The sequence below is a fragment of the Shewanella sp. 30m-14 genome, from assembly GCF_052977125.1.
Window position 1 is genome coordinate 46196 of record NZ_JBRILW010000019.1, and the last position, 24997, is coordinate 71192.

22 protein-coding genes are annotated in these 24997 nt (G+C 42.0%); 4 read left to right on the forward strand and 18 right to left on the reverse strand.

Features of this window, described 5'->3' with window-relative positions; genetic code table 11:
- Window positions 1-62 precede the first annotated feature (62 nt).
- Entirely contained in the window at window positions 63-845 is a 783-nt protein-coding gene (locus ACVBIU_RS14345; RefSeq protein ID WP_447161246.1) for a nuclear transport factor 2 family protein, read from the forward strand.
- Window positions 846-889: 44 nt separating this feature from the next.
- Complete coding sequence (locus tag ACVBIU_RS14350; protein WP_447164103.1) at window positions 890-1762, forward strand: spore photoproduct lyase family protein; 873 nt, start codon at window positions 890-892, stop codon at window positions 1760-1762.
- A gap of 200 nt (window positions 1763-1962) precedes the next feature.
- On the opposite strand, the gene ACVBIU_RS14355 is transcribed toward ACVBIU_RS14350, so the two are convergent.
- The 3 genes from ACVBIU_RS14355 to ACVBIU_RS14365 form a co-directional block, all read right to left on the reverse strand.
- The gene (locus ACVBIU_RS14355) at window positions 1963-2214 is read right to left on the reverse strand and encodes a GlsB/YeaQ/YmgE family stress response membrane protein (RefSeq protein WP_447161244.1); all 252 of its coding nucleotides are present in this window, start codon (window positions 2212-2214) and stop codon (window positions 1963-1965) included.
- 165 nt (window positions 2215-2379) lie between these two features.
- Window positions 2380-3249 (reverse strand): class D beta-lactamase, encoded by an 870-nt coding sequence (gene blaOXA, locus ACVBIU_RS14360; protein WP_447164120.1) that lies wholly within the window; start codon window positions 3247-3249, stop codon window positions 2380-2382.
- A 218-nt stretch (window positions 3250-3467) separates the two neighbouring features.
- The gene (locus ACVBIU_RS14365) at window positions 3468-4241 is read right to left on the reverse strand and encodes a TSUP family transporter (RefSeq protein WP_447164104.1); all 774 of its coding nucleotides are present in this window, start codon (window positions 4239-4241) and stop codon (window positions 3468-3470) included.
- A gap of 120 nt (window positions 4242-4361) precedes the next feature.
- Between ACVBIU_RS14365 and gcvA the strand changes: the two genes are divergently transcribed.
- Window positions 4362-5252 carry a transcriptional regulator GcvA gene (gene gcvA, locus ACVBIU_RS14370; RefSeq protein ID WP_447164105.1) on the forward strand — a complete coding sequence of 297 codons (891 nt, stop codon included), beginning with the start codon at window positions 4362-4364 and terminating at the stop codon, window positions 5250-5252.
- Between the two features lie 23 nt (window positions 5253-5275).
- Here the strand turns inward: gcvA and ACVBIU_RS14375 are convergent, their stop codons facing one another.
- The 6 genes from ACVBIU_RS14375 to ACVBIU_RS14400 form a co-directional block, all read right to left on the reverse strand.
- Window positions 5276-7252 (reverse strand): NERD domain-containing protein kinase family protein, encoded by a 1977-nt coding sequence (locus ACVBIU_RS14375; protein WP_447164106.1) that lies wholly within the window; start codon window positions 7250-7252, stop codon window positions 5276-5278.
- 117 nt (window positions 7253-7369) lie between these two features.
- Window positions 7370-7756 carry a ribonuclease E inhibitor RraB gene (locus tag ACVBIU_RS14380; RefSeq protein ID WP_447161240.1) on the reverse strand — a complete coding sequence of 129 codons (387 nt, stop codon included), beginning with the start codon at window positions 7754-7756 and terminating at the stop codon, window positions 7370-7372.
- Between the two features lie 19 nt (window positions 7757-7775).
- Window positions 7776-8006, reverse strand: coding sequence for an RNA-binding S4 domain-containing protein (locus ACVBIU_RS14385; RefSeq protein ID WP_447161239.1), 231 nt, complete (start codon window positions 8004-8006; stop codon window positions 7776-7778).
- Between the two features lie 78 nt (window positions 8007-8084).
- The gene (locus tag ACVBIU_RS14390) at window positions 8085-8618 is read right to left on the reverse strand and encodes a GNAT family N-acetyltransferase (protein WP_447161238.1); all 534 of its coding nucleotides are present in this window, start codon (window positions 8616-8618) and stop codon (window positions 8085-8087) included.
- A gap of 31 nt (window positions 8619-8649) precedes the next feature.
- On the reverse strand, window positions 8650-8928 hold the full coding sequence (locus ACVBIU_RS14395; RefSeq protein ID WP_447161237.1) for a peptidylprolyl isomerase: 279 nt from the start codon (window positions 8926-8928) through the stop codon (window positions 8650-8652).
- A gap of 131 nt (window positions 8929-9059) precedes the next feature.
- Complete coding sequence (locus ACVBIU_RS14400) at window positions 9060-10892, reverse strand: DUF885 domain-containing protein (protein WP_447164107.1); 1833 nt, start codon at window positions 10890-10892, stop codon at window positions 9060-9062.
- 65 nt (window positions 10893-10957) lie between these two features.
- Between ACVBIU_RS14400 and ACVBIU_RS14405 the strand changes: the two genes are divergently transcribed.
- Complete coding sequence (locus ACVBIU_RS14405) at window positions 10958-11464, forward strand: GGDEF domain-containing protein (RefSeq protein ID WP_447164108.1); 507 nt, start codon at window positions 10958-10960, stop codon at window positions 11462-11464.
- A 60-nt stretch (window positions 11465-11524) separates the two neighbouring features.
- Here the strand turns inward: ACVBIU_RS14405 and ACVBIU_RS14410 are convergent, their stop codons facing one another.
- From ACVBIU_RS14410 to ACVBIU_RS14450, 9 genes are all read right to left on the reverse strand, one after another.
- On the reverse strand, window positions 11525-12772 hold the full coding sequence (locus tag ACVBIU_RS14410) for a tetratricopeptide repeat protein (protein WP_447161234.1): 1248 nt from the start codon (window positions 12770-12772) through the stop codon (window positions 11525-11527).
- A gap of 2 nt (window positions 12773-12774) precedes the next feature.
- Window positions 12775-13395 (reverse strand): energy transducer TonB, encoded by a 621-nt coding sequence (locus tag ACVBIU_RS14415; RefSeq protein ID WP_447161233.1) that lies wholly within the window; start codon window positions 13393-13395, stop codon window positions 12775-12777.
- Between the two features lies 1 nt (window position 13396).
- Window positions 13397-13801 (reverse strand): ExbD/TolR family protein, encoded by a 405-nt coding sequence (locus ACVBIU_RS14420; protein ID WP_220759443.1) that lies wholly within the window; start codon window positions 13799-13801, stop codon window positions 13397-13399.
- A gap of 13 nt (window positions 13802-13814) precedes the next feature.
- Window positions 13815-14339 carry a MotA/TolQ/ExbB proton channel family protein gene (locus tag ACVBIU_RS14425; RefSeq protein ID WP_447161232.1) on the reverse strand — a complete coding sequence of 175 codons (525 nt, stop codon included), beginning with the start codon at window positions 14337-14339 and terminating at the stop codon, window positions 13815-13817.
- Entirely contained in the window at window positions 14339-15694 is a 1356-nt protein-coding gene (locus ACVBIU_RS14430) for a MotA/TolQ/ExbB proton channel family protein (RefSeq protein WP_447161231.1), read from the reverse strand. Before ACVBIU_RS14430 ends, ACVBIU_RS14425 begins: the two co-directional genes overlap by 1 nt.
- Entirely contained in the window at window positions 15694-16476 is a 783-nt protein-coding gene (locus ACVBIU_RS14435) for a DUF3450 domain-containing protein (RefSeq protein WP_447161230.1), read from the reverse strand. Before ACVBIU_RS14435 ends, ACVBIU_RS14430 begins: the two co-directional genes overlap by 1 nt.
- 825 nt (window positions 16477-17301) lie before the next feature.
- The gene (locus ACVBIU_RS14440) at window positions 17302-20190 is read right to left on the reverse strand and encodes a TonB-dependent receptor domain-containing protein (RefSeq protein ID WP_447164109.1); all 2889 of its coding nucleotides are present in this window, start codon (window positions 20188-20190) and stop codon (window positions 17302-17304) included.
- Window positions 20191-21040: 850 nt separating this feature from the next.
- Window positions 21041-22255 (reverse strand): porin, encoded by a 1215-nt coding sequence (locus tag ACVBIU_RS14445; protein WP_447161226.1) that lies wholly within the window; start codon window positions 22253-22255, stop codon window positions 21041-21043.
- 234 nt (window positions 22256-22489) lie between these two features.
- Entirely contained in the window at window positions 22490-24925 is a 2436-nt protein-coding gene (locus ACVBIU_RS14450) for a DNA polymerase II (RefSeq protein WP_447164110.1), read from the reverse strand.
- Window positions 24926-24997 lie beyond the last annotated feature (72 nt).

The following is a 24997-nucleotide window of genomic DNA, read 5'->3' on the forward strand; positions in this document are numbered from 1 at the left end:
TATGCAGACTGACGACACTAAGGAGTTCACCACTATGAGTATAAAACTATGGGTATAAAACTATGAGTATGAAACTAGAAAACGCCAAAAACCTTTACCTTAAGGGGATTAGAGATGGCCACCCTAGAGAAGCCGTCACAGCTTATACCGGAGATCGCTATACTCAACACAGCACAGGAGTTGGTGATGGCATTGAGGGATTTGTTGCCTTCTTTGAGCCTTTTATTAAGCGCTGCCCTGTAAGAGATATCCAAGTTATTCGCGCTATTGTCGACGGCCAATATGTTTTTTGCCACGTTTACCAAAGCCTCAACAATGGTGAAGCAAAATGGGTCACAGCCGATCTATTTGATACCGACAGTAATGACAAGATTATTGAGCATTGGGATGTGATACAAGAATATGCAGAACATACCGTATCAGGGCGCAGTATGATAGATGGCCCCACGACAGTTGAAGACTTGCAGAAAACCGATGCAAACAAAGCTCTGGTCAGTCAGTTTTGTCAGGAGATTTTAATCGATGGCAAAGTCGATACCATCGACCAGTTTATTTCAGAACAAGACTTCCACCAACACAACCCCTATATTGCCGATAATTTACTCGGATTGGATAAACATTTAAAACTATTGGCTGAGCAAGGGGTCAGCGAAACATATCATAAAATCCACCGTATCATCGGACAGGGAAACTTTGTAGTGGCCTTTAGCCACGTAATAAAAAATGACGCTGATTGGTGCGTATTTGATCTGTTTCGAGTCAAACATGGGAAAATCGTCGAGCATTGGGATATCCAGGAAAAGATTTTACCCAAAGCGCAATGGGGTAATAGCGGTAAATTCTAAGCTTACCTCCCCGCTTATTAGGGAGTAAGTAACTAGGTGGTAGCATGGCTATTAACATTCAAGAGATCCAAGCTAAATCAATCGTATGTGCCACTAAAGTGCCGAGTGCAGATTATGTTATAAACCCTTACACTGGCTGCCAATTTGCCTGTATGTATTGTTTTGCCAGCTTTATGGGACGATTTATTGGGGAAAAGATTAACAACTGGGGCAACTATGTCTATGTAAAAACCAATGCCGTTGAATTGATGCAAAAGGAAATATTGCGCCTATTAAAAAAATCCCCACATCCAAGGATTTCAATCAGTACTGTTACCGATCCCTACCAAAGAGTAGAAAAGCAATACCGGTTAACTCGTGGAATTTTACAAGTGTTTGCAGATAAGAATTATCAAGGTCGAGTGAGTATATTAACCAAATCGCCCATGGTGTTTGACGATGTAGAGCTATTAAGAAAAATTCCGAATGCTGAGGTCGGCATTTCGATCACCACAACGGATGATAAACTAAGCCGTTTTTTAGAAGTTCAAGCTCCCTCAGCAAGCGCCCGATTAAAAACATTAAAAAAGCTCAATGATGCAGGGATAAAGACCTATGTATTTGTTGGGCCATTATTACCCCATATGACTCTGAGACCTGAACTGATCGATAAACTCTTTTTTGAAATCAAACAAACTGGCACAAACGATATAAAGATTGAATACCTAAATTTACCCAAATATGTCCGCCCGAAATTAAATGAATTATTAAAAACAGAGCCGAAAGACGTTCAGGACATTTACGCAACATCTCAACTCCAACAGTATCGAGATGAGATGGAGCCAATGTTAAGAGCTAATCTTGCTAAGCATGGATTAACATTGCGGTTTGATGAAATCATTCATCATACAACCAATCAAAACCTAAAAGAGAAATGAGCTATCAACCAAAACTTAACAACAAATATTTAATTTGAATTGATAAGATGACAGCTCAGTCTTTTAGACATTTACTTTAGACATTTACGATGGGTTATTGGCTGAGTTAAAAACCTGCCTGACTTGGCTGAATAGAGCTATGGCTCACTCCTCACGAACAGCAAACCTGTCTCTACAGTCAGACCGTTTACACATTGGCATCAAACTTTTTTAATTAAGCTGACAACAAACAGTAATAATACCGCCCCCACTGTCGCGGTAATGATTGCACCAATAAAGCCACCGCTTTCAATACCAAATAAACCAAATACATAACCGCCGACAATCGCACCGATAATACCAATTACAATATTACCGAGTAAGCCAAAGCCACCACCTTTGATAATGTTGCCAGCTAACCACCCCGCTATCGCGCCAATGGCTAAGAAAATCAATAATGCTGTAATATCCATGATGTGTGTTCCTTTAATATATGGTTGATAAAAATCAACTATGTTTGAATAACATCAATGAGTATAGTCCAGCCGCAAATGTCAGTGCCGAGTCATTATTATATCGCTTGTTAGTGCTAGCCCATAATTGAGTAATCAGTCAGCGACTCACACGCATTTTATGCTTTAATTTGCTGGTAAGGCTTTTACGGATTGCAAGATCAGCCGTGTGATGGCCTCTCGTTTATAAAGATCCTTTATCCGATTTGGCGTATCAATATTCAACGCAAAAAACACTGGACCAGTTGGCCATTCAACCCAACCTACCCACCAGCCATATTGACCTTGCCAACCCGTTTTAGCCCGTAAAACCCAATCCCTACCCGCTTCAACAATCATAATATCTTTAACTATTAACTGATCAGCCAAATCAAACACTAATTGATTTCGATATAAAGCCTGTAAAAATTCAATTTGTTCTGTGGCTGAGATTGCCAGTTTACCGTCTATCCAATAGCTGCCGCCGTCTGCGGTTACTACCTCAAAGCGCGGGTCAGCATTTCCGTATCCAATTCGCGATAAATATTGCTGCGCCTTTTGCTCACCTATCTGCTCAGCAAAGATGTCGTAAACCCACACCGCCGAATTACGCATGGCTGATCGCAGGTTTTGATCTTGATTATGCGGCGCAAAACTTCGTTTAACGCCATCCCATTTAAACACTTGAAACTCATCAGTGACGATCTTTGAGTCCAGTGCAAACAGGCTGTGGGGAATTTTAAACGTCGATGCTGGAGAGTAGCGTTTAGCGGCCCTTGTCTTATCATAAACCCACTTGTTAGATTGAGTCATAGGATTGACTTGACGTTCATCGACGACAACTATCGTGCCTTTAGCTTCAAATTGATTGAAATACCGCTGCCAATCTGGGCGTTCATCAAGTGCAATTTCTAGCGGGTTTGCCTCTGCAATTAACGGTAAACAAACAGAGGTGACTATAGCGAACAATATCAGACCAGACCTCATAACAGAGCACCTATTGAGTATGGCTGGCATAACAACCTTTACTGCCAGCTTTTTTAAATCAAACCCCATTACACTTAGCAAACGTTTTTTCCTTAAGTTTCTCTTCTCTTACCACTTAGACAATACCACCTAGACCATACTATCTAGGCAACACCGCTCAAAACAATTACCATCGTGTGTCTTGTTACCGGTTCTCTTGTTGTCGGGTCTATAACTACCTTCTCTAGACCCATCTGAACCATCTAGAATCAGGCAAACCAGTCATACTGCGCCGATAACAGCTTAACGCTCATCGCTATCGACATAACTACCACGAGTGGCTTAATGATTTTGGTGCCTTTTGTTAATACTAAGCGAGAACCCAGTGTTGCTCCTATCGCTTGACCAATTAACATCACGCCGCCTAGCATCCAAAAGACTTTACCACCAATGGCGAAGAAAATAAGCGATGCGATGTTGGTAGAAAAGTTTAAAATTTTGGCATGCGCGGTGGCTTTTGCCAGCCCATAACCCGCGAGCGATACAAACGCTAGCGCAAAGAAGCTGCCTGTTCCTGGGCCAAAAAATCCGTCATAAAAACCGACACCTAAGGCTGCAGTAAAAGCAAATACACCCGGAGTGAGTACTTGCAACTTATCCTCTTCACTGATTTTTTTCGAAAATAGAAAGTAACCACCGATGGCTAACATCAAGAAAGGTAAAAACACCTCTAAGAACGCGGGATCGATCATCTGAACTGCAATCGTGCCTAACGCTGCACCAACAAATGCAAACGCGATACTCAACTTCATATCACTGAGCTTCACCATGCCCTTGCGCACAAAGTAAAAGCTCGCAAAAAAACTACCACCACACGCTTGCAGTTTGTTGGTCGCCAATGCAACTGTAGGAGGCAAGCCCGCCCACATTAAAGCAGGTATGGTTAACAGCCCGCCTCCCCCCGCAATAGCGTCAATAAAGCCCGCCAACATAGCCACAAAAAATAACAGTGTAATAAGCTCAACAGTAAGATCTAGAGTCATGATTTAATAACAAATAATTAGAGTGGTGTTATTAGACGTGGTTTGCAGTTAAAACACAAAGGAGTTATTGTTCATTATAAGTGAGTTTATCTCACACTAAAGACAAATAAGGCCCACCTAATGTACCTACACCTTCCTCCTTTAAATGCACTTCGAGCCTTTGAAGCCTCAGCTCGGTTAATGAGTTTTACGCTGGCAGGCAAAGAGCTATTTGTTACACATGGTGCTATTAGCAAGCAGGTTAAACTACTGGAAGAGTTTGTGGGGATGCCGCTGTTTATTAGGCAACATAGAAGTCTTAAATTAACAGATGAAGGTGAACGCTACTTTATTAATGCACAAGCTGCCCTACAAACTATTAATAATGCAACTAGCGACTTAATGACTCAACCTCTTAGAACCCAAACCCTAGCGATTAATGTTTTACCTAGCCTGACTATCAGTTGGCTTATCCCAAGAATGGAAGAGTTTAAGTCACGCTATCCTCATCTCTATGTTGACTTATCAATCGGAGATTTTGAGGTCGACTTTAACAAGGCAAACTTTGACATAGCCATACGCAGTAGCACCACCGTGCCCAAAGCGGCCAATGTATTAACCTTGATGGATGAAGATTTGTGTCTAGTCTGCTCACCAGAGTTAGCCCTTACTCTCACCAACCTTAACGACATCAACAATATGACGCTGCTGCAGCATACGACTCGACCGGGTTTATGGCAGTTGTGGGCACAAAGTGTTGGTATTACCCTCACCACAGAAAAGAAATTTGGTGTGGAACATTTCTATATGCTGAGCCAAGCTGCTGCTAGTGGTATGGGAGTGGCTCTTATTCCACGCTTTTTTATTGAAGATGAGCTTAAAAGCGGCAAACTGGTGATCCCATTTAAAGCAGATTTCACCAGTCCTTATCGCTATTACTTATTAACGCCAAAATCGAGCAACCTGCCGTTAAAAGTACAATCTTTTATCGACTGGCTACTCGAGCTTTTTAGCCCTTACCGGCAGCACTAACCCTGTTTGATAATAACCTTAACCTATTGAGTAACATTATTTTCAGCTAAATCAAACATCTCTAAGTAATTCATACCGGCATGAACACTCAAGTCGAAGTTAAGCACTTTATGACAAACATCATACAGTGCTTCGCCAAACCACTGCCTATCAAACGCTTCCAGTGCTTTAATGATGCCAGCATGGCCTAAATCCCCTTTCAAACTCTCCGGTGCCATGGCATCAACAAAGCTTGCGACTAAGCCATAAAGATCTCTCTCAGCTTCGCCTTCAACTTCCCACAGCCTTGGGTCTGCATACTGAGATGCATAATGACTCGCCGCAATATCTAGGCCAATACCAAAATTAACCAATATCGCTTTATTTGGATTACAAATGATGTTCTTAGGACAGATTGCGCCGTGATAAATATCCATTTGATGCATGTATTGCAGACCGGTTAGCAACTGAGTAAACCACATTAAGGGTTGCCCAAGACGGATCTCTTCAAGCTCGTCGATAGATACGCCATATTCCCACGCACGTGCGATAAACAGATTGTCACTCTGAGGCAATTGACCAAAGGCCAATACTTTTTCAATATGAGGGTGATAAACCTTAGCAAGTGTGCGATAGATATTGCTCAGCATCGGCCAGTTAGCTTGCACTTTACTGTAGATTGACACACCGCACTGATATTGGCCTTGCAGATGCGTGGCGCGCCAGAACTGACTGGTTTCTTTAGCCGCAATAAACTGCTCTAGCTTAAAGTGGTGATCAATAATCGCACCAGCAGTGATGTCAACTTTCTCAGGAACAGTGTCGCATACCCCATGATCGATCAATGCCGACAAGTCACTACGCAGGGCATCTAAGTCGGTTGTGCTGCCAGCTATTGCCTCGCGATACCATTGATAAATCCGAGGTTGTTGCGTTTGCTCTGCAATCGTAAGGAAACCTTCTGCATAGGCTTTAATGTCTTCGTTATTGCTAACATTATCTTTGATGTCGATAAACTCGACGTCCCCCATATCAGAGACAAAAATACAATTACTGGTCCAACCGCCTACGGTAAAGCCTCTGCGATGGATCTGTTGCAATCCAGTTACGCTGCGCCGCAGTATTTCAAGTAATTGATAGGTGGTCATCTGCTCAGACTGGAGCACATTAAGTGGCACACCACGTGGCATACGGATAGGAAGCACTAACTGCTCACCGTCTTGGATCAGTGGTGCACAATAGGGAACACCACAACATCCAGATAGAGATTGCAGACGCAAGAACTCACTTCTGAGCTGTGCTTCATGCGCCTCTGATTGATTGCTGTCAGTAAATTGGGTGGGGATAAGCACTTTTAGTAACCAGGGGGCAGTCCATTCACCGGGATTATATTCAGCTTGCCAGACTTCAAGCCCACTTTGTATAAACAAGCATTTAAGTTTCGTGAAGTCGTGAATTTGATTATTACGTTTCTCTACCACTGCAACTTGGCCAATGGTTTCCAATACCAGCTCTTTTTGGGTATCGGTTACTTGATGCTTCCTTGGCGCAGTTAGCCCCCACTCCTTGGTTAACGCGTCGACAATTTGCTTAGGGGTATAAATACTGAGCGAGCCCTGCTGTTTTTCAAGCTCAATTTCTTCACCTTTACGGCCGGTGACAAATACCATGCCTTGGCACCAAGGCGCATATACGCCAACGGGAATTTTGTGCTTGACGTTACCCGCTAAAACACGTGCAACGTAGTTAGCTTTGGCTAAGCTGTTATCCACTTCTCGGCCATCTAATGACCATGCATGTAAACCGGCATCTAAACGGCCGATATAGCCCTTTACGTCGACCACATACACGCCCCACTCGCCAATCACCAGCGCATCAACTTCCATTGCTTGACCCGATTTGGCAGGGATCTCAACATTTGTCAGTAGGATATAATCTTCAGGGAGCTCATCAGCTAACAACGAAAAAGCCCAACGTTCCGCATCGTTAACTGGGGTTCCAAAACTTATCATTCTTGCCATTCTTGTCTCCTTCTGTGGCAATTATTTTATTTTTCTATTGGCTTCATTTTCATCTGATAGGCACAAAAAAGCCACTAATATAAGTGGCTTAATTTAAATTTGATTGTGCAGCTTGATTTAGTGTTTACAACCATCACCGCACTCATGTGCGTCATCGGCAAAATCGTCATCGCCTTCTTGATGTTGCATCACTCCCCAACCGTCGGTAATACCACCAAACTCTTGGGCAAATTCATGTAGATTCAACTCTTGCTCTACAATAGTGTCATAGGTTGGCACCATGTTTAGGCAAACGATCAGCTCCCACTTACCTGAATCATCATTCAGCAGTAGTTCAATTTCACCTTCAAGATCAGATTTACCTAGCTCTTCAAGTGCTGACTCTGCATCACGTTGATCTTCAAAAACTAAGAAGAAGTCGACATCAAGTGCTACCGATAAGTCGATACCGGCATCAGCCATGGCTTCAAGCATTTTGCCATTATCATCATCTGGAAATTGCATGTTATTCCTCTCTTGTCACTTACTCAGCGATAATTTTAACGCTTTCGCCGTTAAAACTCACAACTTCACCAGCAATCACTTTTTTACGCTTGCGGGTTTCAACTTCGCCATTTACTGTCACGAGTCCTTCAGAAATCACGTGCTTAGCTTCGCCGCCAGCACTTAACATTCCTTGAACTTTCAACACTTTGTATAATTCTATGTATTCTTCGCCTGACTTTAATGTCAACGTTGGAGTATCTGAACTCACGGTATTTCGCCTTAAATAATCAAAACTGTCAGCATTATAGCACCCTATTGAGATGCCTATGCATGCTTTCGAGTGTCGTTAAACTCTTTCTGCTGCTAAGAGTCCATAAACGCAATCATCAAACCATTGCTCACCGATTTTACAATTCTCTCGCAACAGGCCTTCACGCTTAAAGCCGCACTTTTCCAGTACCTTGATTGAAGCAATATTTTGCTCTATACAATAAGCGATAAACTTGTGGGGCCCGTAGGACAGACATGCCCAATCAACAATGGCTTTTAAGCTCTCACTGGCATAACCTCGCCCATGAGCACTTGGATGCATCATATACCCAACCTCTATTTGTCCCATTTCTGCATCACTATTATGCAGCCCAATGAAACCAATAAAGTCTTGTGTATGCACATCTTCGATAATAGTGAGTAACCACTCGCCTACATCGAAATCATTTGCTTTTAATACACGCTCGAACTTATCTCGTATAACGGCTTCAGCCTGAGGTTTACGAACATATTCATTTAGTTGTTCACTTGAATGAGTATATAAAAAACTATCCCAATCGCTTGAGATAACCGTTCTTAACCTGAGCCTATCGGTATACAGTTCGAGCATGCTAATTCCTCTAAAACAAGCTAAGCAGTATTTAGCCTCTGCTTGTTACTTCTAGAAGGTGGTAGCCAAACTGAGTCTTTACAGGGCCTTGAACTTCGTTCAATGGCGCGCTGAAAACCACTTCGTCAAACTCTTTTACCATCATACCTGGGCCAAATGAGCCTAAGTCACCACCTTGGGCAGAAGATGGGCAAGAAGAGTTTGCTTTCGCTACATCACCAAAATCAGCACCATCAAGGATCTGTTGCTTAAGTTCTAAACATTGTGCTTCATTATCAACTAGTAGATGTCTTGCAGTCGCTTGTACCATGGTTTACTCCAATAAAATAAATGTCATTGCCATTTAGGCAAAATAAAACCCTGTCAGTATATACCATTATTTATAGCCAAACGACTTGCAAATAATGACCATACCAACAGGGTTATCGCATCAGTATTAACTTACTTTTGCGCAGCTATCCAATCGTTTACTTTTAGTTCCATCACTTCCATCGGCAAAGAACCTGAAGTGAGGATTTGGTCATGGTAAGCTTTTAAGTCAAACTTATCGCCAAGCTCTTTTTCTGCCTGTGCACGCAGTGACAAAATCTTTAACTGACCGACTTTGTAACTTAGTGCTTGACCTGGAATTGCCATATAACGCTCAACCTCAGCGATAATATCTGATTCCGCCATTGGCGAATTGTCTTTCATATACTGAATCGCTTGCTCACGAGTCCAGCCTTTAGCGTGCAGACCAGTATCAACCACTAAACGCATGGCTCGCAGCATTTCATCTGAAAGCTTACCAAAGTATTGGTACGGGTCATTAAACAGCCCCATTTCAATCCCTAAGTACTCAGCATAAAGTGCCCAGCCTTCTTCAAATGCCGTATAACCGCCAAAACGTTGAAATTCAGGTACACCGGTTAACTCTTGCTTGATAGCAATCTGGAAGTGGTGCCCTGGCGCCGCCTCATGCAATGATAGAGTGGTCATGCCCCACTTAGGCTGCGCCTTAAGGTTATAGGTATTAATATAAAATACACCTGGGCGAGAGCCATCAACAGCTGGCGCATCGTATGAGGCACCCGCTGCCGATTGCTCTCTAAAGCTCTCCACTGGCTTAACCACATAATCAGCTTTAGGCATGACGTTGAAATACTCTGGCATCTGACGATTGATTTGCTCTTTTAGCTCCATATAGCCATCAATCAAACCTTGGCGTTCTGTAAAGAAGTACTGCGGCTCTGATGATAATGATGCAAAAAACTCAGTTAAGTCACCTTCGAAGCCAACTTGAACACGCACTTTATCCATTTCAGATAAAATTCGCGCCACCTCGTCTAAACCAATCTTATGGATTTCATCGACAGGCATAGTCGTTGTTGTGTGAGAGTTAGCAAGGTGTTGATACCACACTTTACCGTTTGGTAGCCCCCACCAACCGTCTGTTGCGCGAGATGATTTAATATAAGTATTTTGAAAGTAATCACGAAGCGCTGTAAGCTCTGGCAACAGCTGCTCTGCAATTAACGCTGTATACTCTTGAGTCAGTGCTTGCTTGTCAGCATCTGAAAATGACTCTGGCATCAAAGTGATCGGTGTATAGAACAAGCTATCAGTCGCGTTATCGACAAGCTGGGCACTCAACTGCGGAATAATACGCTCAACCAGCACTCGTGGCAGGACTACTTTGCTCTCGATACCTTCATCCATACGCACTTGAGCAAGCTTAAGCCACTCAATAAAACCTTGAAGTCGTTTCTCCCAGTTGCGGTAGTCTTCTACAGTCTTAAAGGGCTGCGCACTTTCACCACTACCTAGCTGAACCATGCTAATCACAGTGCTATAAAACTGGTTCATCGGCATAAAGTGATTTGGAAATGTCTCATCGGCTAAAGCTACGTTACGATCATAATTAAACATGTCATAACTAAGCTTCAACTCGTTTGAGAGCTGACTGCGGTCTATTTTCTTTACCTCTTTTAAATAACGCGTATTGAGCTCGTGACGCTGCGTTAAATAGGCATCAGACAAACCATCGCCAAATTGTTCGTTATAGTCATTCACACCAACAAATGTGGCGTAGATAGGTTCGAGCTTCAATAAATCATTAAAGTAATTATCCACTAACAATAGATAAGCTTGTTCAGCTGACTGTATTTGAGCAGCCTGCTCTGCTGTTTTTTGTGCTGTAATCTCTGATTGCTGTGCCTGTTTACTTTCGCTTTCACCGCAGCCTGTTAACCCTAAAATTGCGCCAATTGACAGCGCGAGTACCGCCTTCCTCATTTTTTATTCCTTTTTATTTATTGTTCTTTTCTATACTTAAACCAGAGGTACATAAGGAGTCTTCAATGATCTATTCATTTAGTAACTCTGGTTTTAGGGATCCTGAAACAGGTGTTTATAACCAAACCTATTTTATGGAAGTTTTCAATCGCGAATGGCATCGCCATATGCGCGACCGTCAAGGTCTTGCCTTATTGTATCTATGCCCACACATTCATGAAACTATTTCTCAACCACAATTGTTAGAATTATTCATGAAGCAAGTACAACAAGCTCTGCAACGAGCTACCGATTTAGTCGCTAGACTTGATAATCAGGCTTTTGCATTAGGTCTTTTTGAAATGGATGCTACTGGTGCTAACGTGGTGATTAAGCGATTAGAGCTTGCAATCGCAGAGTTTAATCACAATTTGAAGTCGCAGCGCCATAATCAAATTGAGTATGAATTGGGTGGCTGTGTATGTCAGCCAAACAAAGATATTTATTTAGAAACTCTATTTAGCACTGTTGAAAAACACACCAAGCACATGAAAGAGTCCTTGGCTGATAAACATATCATTATTAACCTCTAAGAGTAGATAAGCTGAAAATAAAAAAGCCCCTAAAAAGGGGCTTTTATACAGAAGCTTAAATTAAAGAGCGACGTTATGAACGCGCGCTTTTTCTTTAATGTAAGAGATATAGCTCTTAGCTGAACGCGCAGTCTTCTTATCATTAGCAGCAAGCTTGGCATACTTATATGCTGTCTTGTACTGCTTTTGATTTAAGTAAGCAAGGGCAAGTTCGAACTGAACTTCACCAGGGCTTTTAACCCCCGCATCCAACGCTTTCTTAAGTGCTGTAATAGCAGCTTTATGCTGACCATCTAGCGACAAAATACGGCCTTGTCTGAGGTAAAGCTTACCAGCGTTATTGATTGCAGCCGCTTTACCATAAGTTTGAGCAGCATTTTTCAGCTCCTTAGCATTATGATAAAAACCAGCAAGAGTCGTTAAGCTCTTTTCATCTTCCTTAATTAACCCAGACTTCATATGCTTAGCGTAGATCTGCGATGCATTAAATGGCGCGCCATTTTGTGCAAGCAGTTGAGTCAAACGCGTAATATTACCCGCCGTCTCCAAAAATCCATTTTTATAAGCTAAGTCATATGTAGCAAGTGACTTAGTGAAGTCTTCGGTCATTAGATAAAACTGAGCTAACTGAACCCAAAGGCGCTTGTCGTCTGGAAATAATGGCACCATGACTTCAAGCACATTAACCGCTTGCTTATACTGCTTCTTATTAAAGTAAGCAGTCAGCTTCATCTGATATAAACCTTTATCAGGCTTATCAGACAGGGTTAAGCCTTTATCTGCAACCGCAATCACCTTGTCCCACTGCTTCTGCTCAGAATATGCAATACCTATACGCTTATAGACTTGTGCATCTTCTTTACAGGTAAACTCCATCCACTTGTAATACATTGGGATAGACTCTTTGAACTGCTTCTCTCCAATCAGGAGGTCTGCATAGAGTCTTAGAGTTTGCGCGTGATCCGTGCCGCCTAAGATATCAGCTTCAACCGCAGACTTAAGGTGCTTAGTCGCCCTACCCATCTGTCCTTTTTCCGCATAGAAGTTACCTAACATACGGTCGATATAAGCTTTATCAAAATCGTTATTAACATTGGCCTCTAGAAGAATGGCAATAGCTTCATCAAGATTACCTTCGGTATAGGCTTGAAAAGACTTTTGCACTTTCTTAGAGGCACTTTGGCCAACGGCTTTCGATTTACGCTTCTCAATCGGGCACTTCTCGGCAGCATAAGCAACCGGTGCTAGCGCGATACTTCCACCTAAACAAAGTAATAAAGCGGCAGCAATCGAATTAACTTTACGCATAATTATCTACCTCCTTTATCTAGAGTGAAATCAAGTTGGACCGTCATGCCAGGTTGTTTAAGGGCTTTACCGTCAACAATCTTTGGCTTGTACTTCCACTTTTTAAGTGCACGGCGCGCTTCTTTATCAAATAAACGCTTTGGCTCGGCTTTGATGACTTTAACGTCTTCAACACCACCTAGCTCATTAATGGTAAAGCTAAGTTGTACCCAACCTTCTTTTCCATCACGTGCTGCAGCAATTGGATACTGAGGCTCGATTCTCACGATAGGTGTAGCATCACCATCTCGTGTCATCATATTGCCTAGTTTAAATCCAGTGTTTGCACCACCGGCATCAACCCCACCCATGTTAAATGACATATTTGTATCAATGTCAGATGAACTATCTGGTGGCGTAGTATCCGGTTTTGGCGGCTGCTCTGGGGGTGTTGGCGGTTTAGGCTTAACCCTTGGCTTTTTCTGCGCTGATGCATCATCTTTGTTCATGGTGATTTCTATGACAGGTGTTTCTGTCGAGGAATCGTGGCGGGTTGGACCGCCACCTACCAAAAATGCCATGAAGACAAACAAAGCAAAAGTCACAGCAGCACCAATTATCAGTGATACTATTCCTCTCAGCATATTATTCGTTCCCCGCCGATACAGATATCTTATCGATACCCGCAGCTTTAACGTTATCAAGAACCTTAACCACTAAACCATGTCTAGCTTCTTGGTCTGCTTGAATCAATACTGCAGCCTCTGGTGCTTCTGCAAGCATACGCTCTACGTTTGCAGTTACACGTTCGATATCAACTTGACGGTTTTCCATCATGATGACACCCGTTTTGCTCACACCGATAAAGATGTTAGCTGAAGGCTTCTTCGTCGCTTGTGACGCTTCAGGCTTGTTATAGTCAAGGCCTGATGGCTTTACAAACGATGTTGTTACAATAAAGAAGATAAGCATGATGAACACGATGTCGAGCATCGGGGTCATATCAATCTCAGCTTCTTCTTCTACGCTTGAATGCTTTCTACGTGCCATGTTCAATCTCTCTCTAGTGGTGAGGCATGCTGTCTTTTAGCTTTGCTAAACTGATTTTCATTTTTGCATCAAGGCGAGTACTGAAGAATACTCCCGATAATGCTGCCACCATTCCCGCCATTGTCGGCATGGTCGCCATTGAAATACCAGCTGCCATCATACGAGCATTACTCGTCCCATGAACTGCCATCACATCGAATACTGAAATCATACCGGTTACGGTACCTAGTAGACCTATCATTGGACAGATTGCTACTAAAGTTTTGATAATCAGCATACGTGCCGTTAAATCTTGCTTCGCTTGGGATACCCAAGCTTCACGGATGCGGTGTGCATACCAAGAGGTTGAATCCTCTCGTGCTTCCCATGCAGCAATGATTGCTTTGTGCTCTTTTGGTGATATCCAATTTAGATACCAGTAGCGTTCAAGCATCAATACCCACATAACAAACAATACAGCTGCCACTAACCAGAGGACGTCGCCTCCGGAGGCCATGAAGCCCCTGACGGAATCCCAGATATCCATCAGGAATAACATTAGGCTTTCCTCTTCTCAGCGTGTGAAGCAACAATACCCGCACTTTGCTCTTCAAGTACTTGAACAATTGTCTTGCTACGTGCAACTACGATTGCATGCATAAGCATTAGCGGTAGTGCAGCAACTAGACCTTGAACTGTCGTCATAAGTGCCATAGAGATACCACCAGCCATTAGCTTAGGATCGCCAGTACCGAATAACTGGATGCTTTGGAAGGTTGCAATCATACCGGTTACTGTACCTAGTAGACCCATCATAGGTGCAATAGCTGCTAGAACCTTGATGATAGAGATGCGAGTTTCTAACGCTGGTGTTTCTTTCAGAATTGCTTCGTCAAGTTTCAGCTCTAGTGTTTCAACGTCAACATCTTTGTTGTCTTGGTATGCTTTAAGTACGCGACCAAGCGGGTTGTTACCTGGGTTATCTAGGTTCTTACGCTGCGCCTTAACTTTAGCACCAACAACTCCTAGCGTGATTAGACGCTCGATAGAGATGATTGCACCAAGAACAAGTAAAGCGATAATGATGTAACCGATAGTTCCACCCGCTTCAATACGCTCTTCAATCGTTGCTTTTTGCGTAAAGATGTTTAGAAGAACACCACGAACAGGGTCGATATAAAGATTAGCTGTACCTGACGTTGTATTTTCGAAAGCGGCAGCAGATTTAACTTGATAACCATCAGGTTGCTGTGACAGCTCCTGGATTAGGCCAAGATCGGCGTTGTAAACAACATACTGACCATCGGCAATAAGGTTATATGCACCAACTCGAGTAATAGTCGTGTCATTCACGCTACCGTCGATACCAGTAACAGTGCCTTCAAACTTAACAACCTTTCCAGATTCAGCCATTTCAAACAGCTGCTCTTCCCAGAAACGCTCTAGCTCGTCAATCTTTGGCAGTTGTTTGCGTGCACCAAGGTCTGCAATAAATACGTCACGACCAGGGTACTGTGCAGAGATATTAGAACCCGCTAGCTTACCAGCGAAATCACCCGCATCACCTTTAACAACACCAAACATCTCACCCAAGTCACCTTGAGCCGTTTTTAAGTCTTCTTCTAACTGACCGATTTTACGCTCGTTATCCAAAAACGCTTGGTTTAAGTCTTTACCGCGTTGGCGCTCTGCAGCTAAAGCATTTTTTTCACGCTTTAGTAGTTGAGCTTTATCGCCACGCTCATTTTTAAATTCTTGCTCACGCTTTACGTTAGTCTTAGATGCATTAGCACGATCAACTTTTACTTGATTAAGTAATTGGTCGATTGTTTTAGGCGCATCTGCAGCGCTAGCTATACCGGCCGTTAAAGACAGGCTCGCAGCAACGATTGCTGTAGTGATAAACTTCTTCATTATTGTGCAGCCTCCGCAGCAGGAATTGGTAACGAGAATAGATCCGGTGCACCCTGTTTACGTGCAATTCGAATACCTTTGGTTAGCTCACGAAGCGTACCATCTTCTAACTGATCCCAACCTTTAGTTTCATCGTTATACATCCAAGCTGTTTTACCGTCTAAGCTCATCGCATACAGTGAAACACGACCAAAGTTAAAGAAGTCTACTAACACTTCCTTGCCATCAAGATCTAGCTTGCCGGTTTTTACAGTTAATGTTGTACCGTATTCACGCTCGATTGAGTATGCATCTAAAATTAGACGATACTTTTCAGCAAGCGTTACTTCAGCACTGTTTAGGAGGTTCTTGAGGTTTTCAACGCGCTCTACACGAACTTCCTTATTAAATGGAAGATCTAAAGCCACAAACTGCTCTAATGCGTCAACCATCTTAAACATCAATGGCACTACGCCTTGACGTAATGAATCAACGCCGTTGATGTCATTTTGAATAGATTTCATAGTAGCTTCTTGGTCTGCAACCAGACCTGCTACGTAGTCGTTATAAGATTTTAGTGATTCACGTTCATCAGCAACTGAACCGTACTCGAACAACATGTCCTGAGCCTGGTCAAAATACTTATCAACTTTCTTCTGAGACGTTGCTGCTTCAGCGTGAATTTTAGCGTCAGCTTTCTGAACATCAGAAAGAGGATCGGCCATCACTAAGTTGCTGCCTGCTAAGGCTAGTGCGCCAATGAGCGCTGTAGCGATTTTTGTTTTATTGCTTACCTTGGACATAGTTCCCAACCAATTTGAAGTGATTAAAAAAGCTTTAACTTATCGACAACAGGGTGCGTGCGCTTATTTTGCTTTAGTTCCCTATTGCCTAAGCCCGTCTTTCTATTGTGATTGTTAATTATTATCTTCCCTTTTCTACACCTTCGAGGATGTAGACCCGCTGGCATCATTTCACAAAATGTTGACCTGTGTCAACATTTCGAAAGGCCTAAAACTGCTGGAAAACGAGCTTAGAGGATGGAAAACAATCAAAAGAGGCTTTTTCCATAAACGAGTGTTAAATATAATAATTTTAAAAAAATTGCAAATGCACAGGCACACCTGCAAATAGCTGATTAATAAGACTTATAACATTACCAGTAACGAGACCATAATTAACATTTTATTAACACACGCTAGTAAAACCTGTAAAAGATTTGCGTGAAATGGATGCAATATAAGCCTAGTCTTTCAAAACTAGCAGGTAAAAACGCTAGACTGGTAGTCAAATTATTAGATAGTAAGCCCTGTGGCAGGTTTTAAGTTATTAGCAATAACTTATAAGGTTATTGTATAAAGTTTGGCGCTAAGAGATAGATGGAACAAGTCTGTACACACTCAAATCGTGACTAAATTTACACTTCGGTGCTAAATAGAAAATCATTCAAAAAATAAAATTTGATACCAGGCAAAACTAGCTCATTAACTCGATATAGCCCCCCCAATCAGCTGGCTTGCCATCAAGTAAAACAGGTGAAAACTAAATGTTATGGAAATAAAAAACCGCCAACAAGAGAACTTGTCAGCGGCTTTAGCTTAGAGAACTAACTTTACGTTAGCGAATCATTAGAACTTTTGCGTTAGACGCAATGAGTATGAACTACCAAACATACGGTATGTTGATGGATCAGTACTCGCGTTAAATCCATTATCGATATACGGTGGTTTTTCATTTGAAATATTAGTGAAATTCAAAGAAACACGTGTACCCGTCTCGAAAGAATATGCAAACGCTAAATCATGATATAGCTGAGAATCGATTTTCTGAAGGTAGCCTTCTTCCCAGAACGCTGTCGCAGCAGTTGTAGCACCTATGTACTCTGCGGCATAACTTACAGATAGATCATTCCAGTAATAATCTAGGTTGAAATTAACTTTATCTTCAGCAAACGTCTCACCAAGACTGAAGTCAAATGTTCCAACCATTTCACGAGCTTCTGCACCAACATAGTCTGTATCTTCACGCTTCAATAAGTGAGTCCAGCCAATAAATGCTTTGAAATCACCAATAGACGTATCAAAGTTATAACTAAACTCTGAGTCGATACCTGATGCAGTACGAGAAGCTAAGTTTCGGTTTGCAGCAAAAATAGCATTAATCGTTCCATCAGGGTTACGAGTAATCTGCTGACATTCATTAGTATTTAAATCGTCATAACATAGGTTAAGAACGTTCGTTGCAGACAATGAGTCGATGACGTTGTCTAACTTAATATCCCAGTAATCAACAGTTACGTTGAAGCCTTCTAAAAACTCAGGTGAATATGAGATACCGACAGTAACAGTATCACCTTCTTCAGGTTTCAAGTCTGGGTTACCACCAACACGAGCACGCAACTGTGAATCAGATTGTGTTGCACCGCCAGCTGGAACACCTTGTGCTAAACATAGCGCTTGGCCTTCTGCAGATAAATCACCAAAACCTGTAGTGTTACAAGGGTCTTGAGCTGTTGGGAAACTGTCAGACTGACCAGCATATAGTTCGCCAACGGTTGGAGCACGATACACTTCACCGTACGTACCACGAACAAGTAAACCATTCACTGGCATCCACATTGCACCAGCTTGGAATGTTGTATTACCACCAAACGAGCTGAATTCATCGTAACGAGCACCCAACTTAAGCTCTAACATTTCAGCACCTGTCACACCTGACAGAAGAGGTAGATTTACTTCACCAAATACAGAGTTAACCCAATAAGAACCTTCAACACCAGCACCAGTATTACCTGTTACTTCATCTTTTTGTTTTCCTGAATCAGGTGTATAAGTTAACTCTTCACGACGGTATTCATAACCCCATGCAGAACCAACCATACCACCAGGGAGCTCAAATAGATCACCAGCAACCGCGGCAGTAAATACGTCTTGACGAGTACGTGTTGTATCAACAAGTTCAACACCTACATAATCAAGCATTTCATCAGTAATAGAACCTGGCCCACCAAAGAGGTCCATTGGTACACAATCTGCAATAGGTGCATCGGCAGTACCACAAGTTGCTACGCCTTTATCATTTGTAAATGATGGGCCTAGAGCATTTGATACATTTGGACCAAACCACTGGCCTTTATCTGTATCAGTACGGCTACGGTAACCTAAGTTGTAACTCATGTCCCAAGACCAATTATCATTAAACTCACCAGTCAAACCGTTAACAAACTGGAATTGTAAAACGTCTTGCTCAAATGTACGGTTGTCTTCTAAAACACGACGACTTACACGTGTAATATCTTCACCGAACGGATTATATATATTGTCTTTAGAAACACCATTTGAATATGCTTGATTACCATTTTCATCTAAAACAGCGCTACCATCTTCATTTTTTAAAGCTACGGAATAACCTGGGTCATTCAGTGTATCAAACGGCATTGGAGCAAGCTTTTGCTCTGATTGACGTAAATTTACACGTAGTTCAGAGAAGAACTGAATGGATTCAGTCAACTCAAATTGAGTCTCTACAAATGCATTCCACTTTTTATAAGGTGTTTGTAGATAGTTTACTGGTGCGTAGTTATATGTATCATTGGCAGGATCCCACCAGTTACCATTGTAAGCGCGGAAATCATCAGGATTCGTACCACTAGTACCATCTTTCTTAGTTAAAGAACCACCTGCATATTGGCTGTCTTTGTTGAAGCGGAAGTTACCATTTGGAATTCGCGACGAACCGAATGGCATCGCATTAACGCCTGGTGCAAAACCGATATCTTCGTAGTAATTACCTTCACAAAATGCACAGTTTTCAGCATTTGCTTCAGTAATGTAGTAAGTATTCTGCATTGTGAACCAATCGGTATCATTTTGCTGAATCTTCTCTTGGTCATTATAGTCAAGGCCGACAACGACATTACCGCCGTCAAACGTCTTACCTGCCACAAATGAAAGTGTGTTTTGCACACCAGAGTCAGTCTCAAAAGAATCTGCGGTCTGCGCAGTAATTTCAACGCCTTCGAAATCATTGCGAGTAAGAATGTTTACAACCCCAGCTACAGCATCTGCACCGTAAACAGCTGAAGCACCATCTTTCAAGATTTCAACACGCTTAATCATTGAAGAAGGAATCGTCTGGAAATCACCGCCATCAACTGTGCGACGACCATTAACTAACACAAGAGTTCTGATTGAACCTAAACCACGAAGGTTCACCTGTACTGAACCATTACCACCATTATTTGTCGTTGTACCAATTGGTGAACCTGACATCGCTGGCAGTCTTTGAAGCAATTGCCCAACATCTGTGATACCCATTTTGACAATGTCATCACGATCTAAAACAGTAACTGGGTTAGCGCCTTCTAAATCTGTTTGCTTAATTCTTGAACCCGTAACTTCGATACGTTCAACAGCATCTTCAGCTGCGAATGCCGCTGGTGCTGTAAACGCTGCTGTCATTGCACCGCTAACTAGCGCTAAACGCACTGAGTTAGATAGAAAGTTATTCTTATACATTGTAAATCTCCCTGGACTCTCTTTTATTTTTTTTAGCAATTCACATCAATTAACGAAAAGTTACATAAATGGGAATTCGCACACAAATAAAAACACAATGGAAACATATTTACAACATCTGCATCTCATCAAGCTTTTTTCGATACAATTACAAAGAGATAACCTCTTAAACACTAAGCAGCTAAATTATCTTTAACGAATACTTACTGGATTACTTGATTGTTCTGAGAGGATTTAAGTTTTACTCAACAGCCAGACCCTACTTTATAAAAATACAAATCAACTTACACAAATGACTGAAAGTCAAAGAAATAATAGAGGTGTGACATTTTTAAACAATGAAAAAACTTCACCCCGATCTGATTTTTTTTGGTTACTTTTAACGCAGGTAACACAAAAGTACTGCCCACCGATTTTGATTGCTTTGCAAATAAACCAGCAGTATTTAAAGGGGGGAATAACACTAAAGACAGTTGATACGCATTATATGTAAACAATTCATTCCAGACAGCTCGACCATTACAAACACCGAGAGTGGAGCGCAAGCCCTTGATAAAAAAGAAATAAATCACTGAAAGGGGAAATTAAATCTATTGAAAAATAAAAAAACATGGAAATGTGCTAACTGAGTGTTTTTCAGACAGAAAGAAAGCGCCTGCCGTTAACAATATGAATAATCATACTCATTACCTAGATTGACACCACCTCAAACCACTCCAAACCACTCCAAACACCGAACCGTAAAATACAACTTTTATAATAGATATAACTAAATAGCATAACCAGCCAATATTAAAGCAAAAAAAAGCGCCCTTAATAAGGCGCTTTGTTCACTTTCCTGTTTTACACATTAAAGCGTGTAACGGATACCTATTGCGATACCGTCATCTTCTGATTTAGCCATTGCTGCAGCATTTACACCAGTGAAGTCGCTATAGTCTTTACGACCTTCTAGATAAAGCACGGTATTGGTATCCCAAACATAGTGAACACCAGCAACCACAAACTGACGCTTAAATACATCACCATCATATGCCGCTTCGTATTCACTGCCCGCATCTAGGATGTTGTAAGAGATGAAAGTACGAATGCCGTTTTCAAACTTGTAAGATGCTAGAGACTCTAGCCCCTTAGCTTCAGGCATCATACGGCCTAGGTTATCAGTATCGTGGTACTCTTGCTTGTTTACGTTAAATGCTGCGTAAACACCTTCTGCATCCCAGTTACCCCAAGTTGCACCGACACCATAGATAGAATCAGTTTCAGTTAGACGCTTACCTGCTGAAGTAGTTGCTTCAAACTCGCCTAGGTTGAAACCTGCAGTCAACGTTAGCATATCAGTTACATTATACGTAGCTGCGCCACCGTAGGTGTAGTTGTACTCAACAGTTGTCACTGAGCTCTTAATATTTACACCAGCAGCTTTAACTGACATAAAATCAGCTGTAGGGAAAATTGGATTAGAAGCGTTTGGCACCTCATCCACTTCAAACGTATCTTGCTTTAGCTGTGCTTGCAAAGCGAAGCTGAAATCACCAAACGCATTACGGTATTGAACAGTTTTATCACCGCGACCAGTACCGTTAATCGCACCGTCTGCTTTATTATATGTGTAAGTACCTGATGCATTACCATCCCATACGAAACCGTAGTTAGTGTTGTAAACTACGTCGTACCATGCGCCCCACTGCTTACCGATAGTGATAGAACCGTAAGTATCGTGGCTAAGACCCACGTAACCTAAACGGTTATTAAGAAAATCACCACTTTCAGACTCAAAAGTACTGTTGCTATTGTAAACAATTTTACTGTCACCGAATGGGTTTACGCCCCACTCTAACTTGGTGTAGGCTTTCCAGCCATCGCTCATCTGACGGGTAAAACCGAAATTAATACGTGAAGCGCCGTTAACTACTTCCGTAGCACCCTGTGTATTGATGATGCGAGCATCGACAAAACCACCGATTTCTACTGCATTTTTATCATCTTTATAGATTTCAATCGCTGATGCTGTTGGCACAAATATAACTGCTGCCAAAGCTGATGCTACTAGAGTCTTTTTCATTTAATTTGCCTAACCTTAATGTTGTTCAGTCTGCTTCATTCAAATCGTCTTCCATTCCGTTGTTTTCTTTCTATCCTGATTACAAATGAGATTATCAAAAGATCTGCAACCACTCAAAGACGAACATCACACTATTCGCTAGATTTTGCACTTAATTAACTAGCAAACACAGAAACGACGAAGGAAAGAACCATTTGTTAACATTTTTTTAGCAGCCCATTAATGCGGTGCAAACTAAATTAACGACATTTGATTTGTGGTAACCTCAGTGAAACTGGTTTTCATAATTGAAAGTATTGGTTCAGCAATAGGCTCTAGTTGCCGAGAAAGGTAGTAATTATAATCAATTAATGCGGATGTATGTGACACTGGTTCTGCCCCATTTAATGTCATCACATATTCAATTCTGGCCCCACGCTTACCGTACTGAGGATCCCCTGTTGTTTCACATAGTTTACGTGCTGCTTTTAAATGGGGAGCAGACTTAGCGGTGTACTCGCTTAGATCTCGTCTAAGCTGTTTTGTAAAAATGAGCTCATTATCGAGTTCACCACGATTCAACTTCTCTGCAGTGTCTCTGAGGTAAGACTCGACAGCTTGTTGCTGAAATAGTCTCTCATAGAGTTCATATTGAACTCGCCTTGCCAACGGCGACCAATCACTACGGACCTGTTCCATTCCTTTAAATATCAACTCGGAATCACCTAAGCTGTTGCGCTTAGTGCCAACATAACGTTTTTTTGAGCCCTCTATGGAGCCCCTTAGTGTGGGCATAAAAAACTGTTCAAAATGAGTTTCAAACTCCAACTCTAGAAAACTCTCTAGCTCAAAATCACTGTTAAGCTTGCTGCTCCATAATTGATTCACTTTTTCTGCTAGCGATTTGCCAGTTTGTTGGACTTGTGCCAGTTCAAAGTCATTTCCCAGCCAAACAAAGGTAGAATCAGTATCACCGTAAATGACCTCATAGCCTTCAGCTTCGATCCAGAGCCGCGTTTGTTTCATGATTTCATGACCACGCATGGTAATTGAACTCGCAAGCCTTGCGTCGTGAAAAACACAGCCGCGCGAACCGAGCACACCATATAAAGAATTCATGATGATCTTTATCGCTTGTGACAAGGGGGCATTATTATGTAACTTTGCGTCTTCTCGTGCCGATGAAAGGTGCTCGATTAACCTAGGTAAAATGGGCTGCTCACGGCTAAACCATGCGCCTAAGAAGCCTTGAACGGCTTTGTCTTGCTGTTGATGACTTGCAAGATTTAGCCCCTCAACCAAGCCTTTAGGATCTATAAGGAAGGTGCGGATAATTGAAGGGTATAAGCTTTTAAAATCGAGCACTAAAATATGGCGGTACAGACCCGGTACCGAGTCCATCACATAACCACCAGGGCTTTCTATGCCATCACTAACAGGTTTACTCGGCGCAACAAAGCCCGCTCTATGCAGATGAGGAAGGTATAGATTGTTAAATGCCGCGACAGATGCACCAACACGGCCAAGCTCTAAACCTGTAAGTTTGGCGCGCTCAATGACAAAATCAAATAACTGGGTCTTCTGAAAAATATCCCAAACTAAGCGGCTATCGGTTAGGTTATAATGCGCCAACGCGGGCTTATCATTTAAAAATAGATCGTTGATTTCATCAATACGATTATCAACATTATGAATCGCTTTACCTTCATCCAGCAGTTGCTGCGCTACAAACTCCAATGAATAGCGATCAAATTGATAAAAAGCGGCCTTAAGCCAATCAATACCATCTAATACGACACGGCCAGGAAGCGACAAGGTTTCGGGTCTAAACTTATCTTCGACCTTCCAACTAAGAGTGTGGTTATCACGGCCAATATTAAGGGTGATGTTATGGTGTTTCGCTCGGCGATAAAGCAAGGCCAAATCAAAAGTGACCACTGACCAACCAATAATAATGTCGGGATCATATTCATTAAACCAGGCAATTAAGCGATGTATTAAATCGGCTTCAGTTTGTGCCCATTCAATATAATCTTGCTCACAAGCTTGGCTCTGTCCGACCATAATGACCTTTTGGTAGACGATACCCTCGACCGTTTGCCCATACAGACCAACTGAGTAGAGTTCGCCGCTAAAGCTGCACTCAAAATCTAAAGAAATTGCTTTGAGGCTTATGCTTGATTCAGTCTTACGCGCGCGGCTTGCAATAAACAGTGGTTGATGTTTAACCGGATCTAAGTCCTCAGCTGCAACTTGTTGTTTGTCTATAAAATGCTCTTGGAACTGTCCCTGAAACTCTGCATCTAATGCAATAAAGCGTTCAATTAAAAATCGATGTTCAGCTTTAACATCGGCTTCAAACAGCTCAATATCGAGATCTTTTGCAGCTCTCACTAACGTGCGTAACTGCCTAGCATCGCTACAATAAAGTCCTGATACGGGGATATTTTGAAAGCTCTTAAGTGAGAGTTCACGACGGCGGATCCCTCTGAGACCAGCGCAGTGTAATAAGCGAGATGCATCAGTCGAATGTATAAAGCAAACATGCTCCTGATGAGGGATTTCAACTGTTATAGGGCCCGTTTGGGTTTGAATAAAATACTGTAAAATAAGGCTGCCCTGCCGGTGGGTGGCATGGCGAGTCAATACTCTACCTTTAATCACTTGCTGCATGCTCAACCTTGAATTCATACTTTATACTCAATTAAATACACTATTAATCACTAAACGCTTCTTAGGCTAAGTAATCACTGTTATTATGTA